This window comes from Aminobacter sp. P4_H6_2 (assembly GCF_056400805.1).
This window is the reverse complement of record NZ_JBFUKO010000459.1, coordinates 1-4,458: the sequence shown is the minus strand read 5'-3', so window position 1 is coordinate 4,458 and position 4,458 is coordinate 1. Positions and strand designations below refer to the sequence as shown.

The window sequence follows — 4,458 nt, the reverse complement described above, 5'->3', positions numbered from 1 at the left end:
GCCGAAACAAAAGATCGTGGCCGAGGCCCCTGGCCCCGACAAAGGATGCGATCACCACCATTGCCAGGCACTGCATGATGACCTGATTGACGCCGACCAGCAGCGCTTGCCTGGCGGCGGGGATTTCGACCATCCACAACGTCTGGAAGCGAGTGCAGCCGGCCATTTTTCCGGCCTCGCGGATCTCTTCGGCAACACCCTTCAGTCCAAGGATGGTGAGCCTTGCCATGGGCGGGATGGCGAAGATGACAGTGGCGATGGCGCCGGCCTTGTGACCGACACCGATGAAGACGGCGATTGGGATCAGATAGGAAAAATGCGGCAGCGACTGCAGCACGTTGAGCAGCGGCACGACTATCGCCTCGAACCAAGGCTTCTTGACCGCCATGATGCCGATCGCCAAGCCGACAAGGCCAGCGATGGGTGCGGCGACAAGCACCACAGACAGCGTGATCATCGACAGCTCCCATTTGCCGAAGATCGCCATATAGGCGACACAGCCTGCCGCCAGCGCGCCAAGCCGCCAATCTCTCAGATACCAGCCCAGTACGCCCGACAGGCCGGCGATCATGACCCACGGCATCGCGGGCACGCCGATTTGCGGGAAACCGGCGACCAGCAGGCCTTCGACGAAGGCCAAAGGCCAAGTGATGAGTTCGGCGATCCAGCGCGTCAGGTCCTTGAATGAGAACAGGCCGAACATCGCGTCGTCTCGCATGTGCTCGACCAGCCTATTTGCCCAGTCGACGAATGGGACGGTCCAGGCCTTGGGCACCTTCACCGCCCATTCGGGAAGCAGCGAGGCGGCCAACATCAGGACGATGAAAGGCAACACGATGAGCAGCGGCTTGGACATGCCGGCAAGGGTCTTGGGCTGCTCCATCTCTTCTGGGCGCGTCAGCGTCGTTGAGGTCATGCGCACTGTTCCCTGCCGTAGAGCGCGTCGATCAGGCTGTCGCGGCTTAGCGTGCCGACCAAAGCGCCCCCGTCGTCGACAACATCGACAGGGCGCTCCGACATCAACACCTGGCGGGCGACGCTTGCCAAAAGCGCCTGCGCCTGGACTGCAGCCACATCAGGTGTGCGTGACGATGCAGGTGCCATGACCGCGCGGACCGACATCAGGCGATCATGGGCGACGTTGCGGGTGAATTCGGCGACATAAGGGGTCGCCGGACAGGTGACGAGTTCTTCCGCGGTGCCAAGCTGTTCGACGACGCCGTCCTTCATGATGGCGATCCTGTCGGCAACGCGGATCGCCTCGTCGAAGTCATGGGTGATGAAGACGATTGTCTTGTTGAGCACCTGCTGGAGGCGCAGGAACTCGTCCTGCATTTCCCTGCGGATCAACGGATCGAGGGCCGAAAACGGCTCGTCGAGAAACCAGACGTCGGGACCCACGGCAAGCGAGCGGGCAATGCCGACACGCTGTTGCTGGCCGCCCGAGAGTTCGCGGGGATAGTAGCCCTCGCGCCCCTTCAAGCCGACGAGCTCGATCACTTCGCGTGCGCGTGCCTCGCGTTTGTGCCGGTCTGTACCCCTGACCTGGAGCGGAAAGGCGACGTTGTCGAGCACCGTGCGATGCGGCAGCAAGGCGAAATGCTGGAACACCATGCCCATCTTGTGACGCCTGAGTTCGATCATCTCGCGCTCGGACGCTGCGAGAATGTCCTGCCCCTCGAACATCACCTCCCCGGCCGTCGGCTCGATGAGACGGGCGAGGCAGCGCAGCAAGGTTGACTTGCCGGAGCCCGAAAGGCCCATGACAACGAGAATTTCGCCGGGCATCACCTCGAAGGACACATCGCGGACGGCGGGGATGTAGCCTTCAGCCCTTATGGCTTCGATCGAAGGGTTGCCGCCTTGGCGGCGCAGAAAGCCGGCAGGGTCAGAGCCGTAGAGCTTCCAAAGGTTGCGGCATGCGATTTTTGCTTCGGTCATGTCGAGTTTGCCTCTCGCCAAAGTGGCCGATGGATGCGCGCGGCGAGGTGACGCCTGCATTGTGCAAGCGTCACGACACCACGACACGACTTTTCGATGCAGGACTTAGCTGCCGGAACCGAGCCAGGTCTTCCAACGCGCCTCATTGTCAGCCAGCCATTTGTCGGCGGCCTGTTCAGGCTCCATGTTGTCGATGTCGGCCAGCTTGGCTTGAACAGCGATGTCCATGTTGGTGAAGTTGATCTTCTGCAAGATCGCGTAGGCCTTGGGCCACTTGGTGGGGAATTCCTTCCAGGCGGCGATCTTCAGATAGCCGTCTTTCGGATTGCCGCAGTCGTAGCTCAGTTCCTTGTTGGTGCCCCAGGACRGATCGTCCTTGCATTTCGGGTCGAAGGCCGGGAACTCGACGAACTTGCCATCATAAAGCGCTTCGACGAAGTTCGGCGTCCAGTTGAACAGGACGATCGGCTCCTTGCGCTTGACGGCGGAATCGAGTTCCGCCCACAGTGCCGCGGACGAGCCGGCGTTGACGACTTCGAAATTCAAGCCGAGGGCTTCGACGCGCTCGGCGTCATGCTTCAGCCAGTCGACCGGGCCACCGAGGAAGCGGCCCTTCGGCGCGGTCTCAGCCGTTGAGAACTTGTCGGCGCAGGCATTCAACGCCTCCCAGGCCGGCAATCCGGGGCAAACTTCTTCGACATAGGTGGGGTACCACCACTCTTCGCGCGTCTTGGCATCGTGGGTGGCGGCATCGACGACACAGCCCTCCTTGAGCACCTTCTGGAACGCAACGCCGAAGGCGCCTTCCCAGACTTCGTGCACCAGGCTGACGTCGCCTTCGCAAAGTGCCGTGTAGACGACCTGGCTATCGGCGGAGACATATTCGACCTTGGCGCCGCCCTTTTCGAGCAGCTTGCCGACTATATGGGCGCCGACGATCTGGCTCGACCAATTGTGGGTCGGGATCTTGATGGCGTCTGTGGAATCCTCGGCGAATGCCGTGCCCGCCGCGAAGGCCAGGATCGTGGCCATGGCTGCAGACTTCGTGAACTTGCTCATTGAAGCTCCCATTGTTTTGTGTTGCGATCGTTCCCGTGGAGTTTCGGATGTTGGCTCTATGGGCCTGTTCCTTTTCCGCTCCAGCCCCGCAAACATAGCGGTAAGAAGTGAACCGGTGTCGGGAGGGGTGTAAAAGTCGTGGTCTGACTTGTGAAAAGATGTTAATCGGGAATGGGGAGKACAAGATGGCATGCGGGTTCAACATCACATCGTGATCGTGGAGGATGACCTGGTCACGCGGGCAAAACTTGCCGGCTATTTCCTGGCCGAGGGCTACAAGGTCAGCGAAGCGGGCGACGGCGAGCAAATGCGCACCATCATGGACCGGCATCCGGCCGACCTGCTGATGATCGACATCAATCTGCCTGGCGAGGATGGGCTCAAGCTTACCCGCGAGCAGCGCGAACGCTCCGATGTCGGCATCATTCTGGTTACCGGTAGAACCGATACTGTCGATCGCATCGTTGGTCTCGAAATCGGCGCCGACGACTACGTGACCAAGCCGGTCGAGCATCGCGAACTGCTCGCTCGCGTGAAAGGTCTGCTGCGCCGGGTCGGCAAGGGCCGGCAACCTGCGATCGCTGCAAGCTCACGCCATTTCTACGGCTGGACGCTCGAAGTGTCGCGCCGCACGCTGCAGGCGGCCGACGGCACTTTCGTCGAGCTGACGGGAGCCGAATTCAAGCTTCTGTCGGTGTTGACCGCCAACCCTGGCCAGGTGCTGTCGCGCGAGCGCCTGCTGCACGAGATATCGCGGCGCGAATGGGACGCCAGCGACCGCACCGTCGATGTGCTGGTGCGACGACTACGCCAGAAGCTGAACGACAATCCGCGCTCGCCCCGCATCATCGTCACGGCCCATGGCGAGGGATATTTCTTCGCACCTGACGCCAGCCAGGCGCCTCGGGGGGCTGCAAACTTCTAGTCTGCCCCCTGCCCTCGTGCCGCCTCAGGCCGATTGCGCTGGGGCGCTCCCCAGCATCTTTTCCCATTGCCGCGTGCCCTCGGCAAAGGCTGCCTCGCACGCATTGACCATGCGCCTCAGCTCGGCAAGGGACGCTGCGACTGACGCGGTTTCGAGCGCCTCGGCAGACTTCAGCAAGCGTGGAAATCCAAGTGAACCGGCCGAACTTCGCGTCGCATGGGCTAGGTCCCGGATGGCTTCGCGATCACCGGCTTTCACGGCGTCATGCATCGAGCGAAACCGCTTGGGCAGGCTGTCATGAGCGATGCGATGCAGACGCAGTACCGTTTCGGAACCGAGTGCTGCGAGATCGGCCTGGCAAGCCGCAGCGTCCAGTGCCGCGACCACTGGCGAAGCCGGACCCAACCGATCGGCGAGAGTGGCAATCGCGTCGAGCAGGTGCTCATGCACGATCGGTTTTGCAACGAAGGCATCGACGCCTGAATCGAGATAGCGGTCGACGTCGGTCTTGAACACATGCGCCGACATGGCAA

The 4,458-nt window shown here is 61.8% G+C and carries 5 protein-coding genes; 1 reads left to right on the top strand and 4 read right to left on the bottom strand.

Annotation, left to right across the window (positions count from 1 at the left end; genetic code table 11):
* The 3 genes from AC1DUU_RS24285 to AC1DUU_RS24275 form a co-directional block, all read right to left on the bottom strand.
* A partial coding sequence (locus tag AC1DUU_RS24285) for an ABC transporter permease (RefSeq protein WP_476785940.1) occupies positions 1 to 916 on the bottom strand: 916 nt, incomplete at its 3' end.
* Entirely contained in the window at positions 913 to 1,941 is a 1,029-nt protein-coding gene (locus AC1DUU_RS24280; protein ID WP_476785939.1) for a quaternary amine ABC transporter ATP-binding protein, read from the bottom strand. The genes AC1DUU_RS24280 and AC1DUU_RS24285, both read right to left, overlap by 4 nt.
* A 105-nt stretch (positions 1,942 to 2,046) precedes the next feature.
* Entirely contained in the window at positions 2,047 to 3,000 is a 954-nt protein-coding gene (locus tag AC1DUU_RS24275; RefSeq protein ID WP_476785938.1) for an ABC transporter substrate-binding protein, read from the bottom strand.
* A 190-nt stretch (positions 3,001 to 3,190) separates the two neighbouring features.
* Here AC1DUU_RS24275 and torR point away from each other — a divergent pair, with 190 nt between their 5' ends.
* Positions 3,191 to 3,925, top strand: a complete 735-nt coding sequence (gene torR, locus AC1DUU_RS24270) for a two-component system response regulator TorR (RefSeq protein WP_476785937.1) — start codon at positions 3,191 to 3,193, stop codon at positions 3,923 to 3,925.
* Positions 3,926 to 3,949: 24 nt separating this feature from the next.
* On the opposite strand, the gene AC1DUU_RS24265 is transcribed toward torR, so the two are convergent.
* Positions 3,950 to 4,458, bottom strand: a 509-nt coding sequence (locus AC1DUU_RS24265; RefSeq protein WP_476785936.1) for an Hpt domain-containing protein, incomplete at its 5' end; no start/stop codon positions are given.

What these genes read in the sequence shown, in the direction of transcription:
- AC1DUU_RS24280 (WP_476785939.1), bottom strand. Translation starts at nt 1,941, where the DNA reads ATGACCGAAGCAAAAATCGCATGCCGCAACCTTTGGAAGCTCTACGGC.
- torR (WP_476785937.1), top strand. Translation starts at nt 3,191, where the DNA reads ATGCGGGTTCAACATCACATCGTGATCGTGGAGGATGACCTGGTCACG.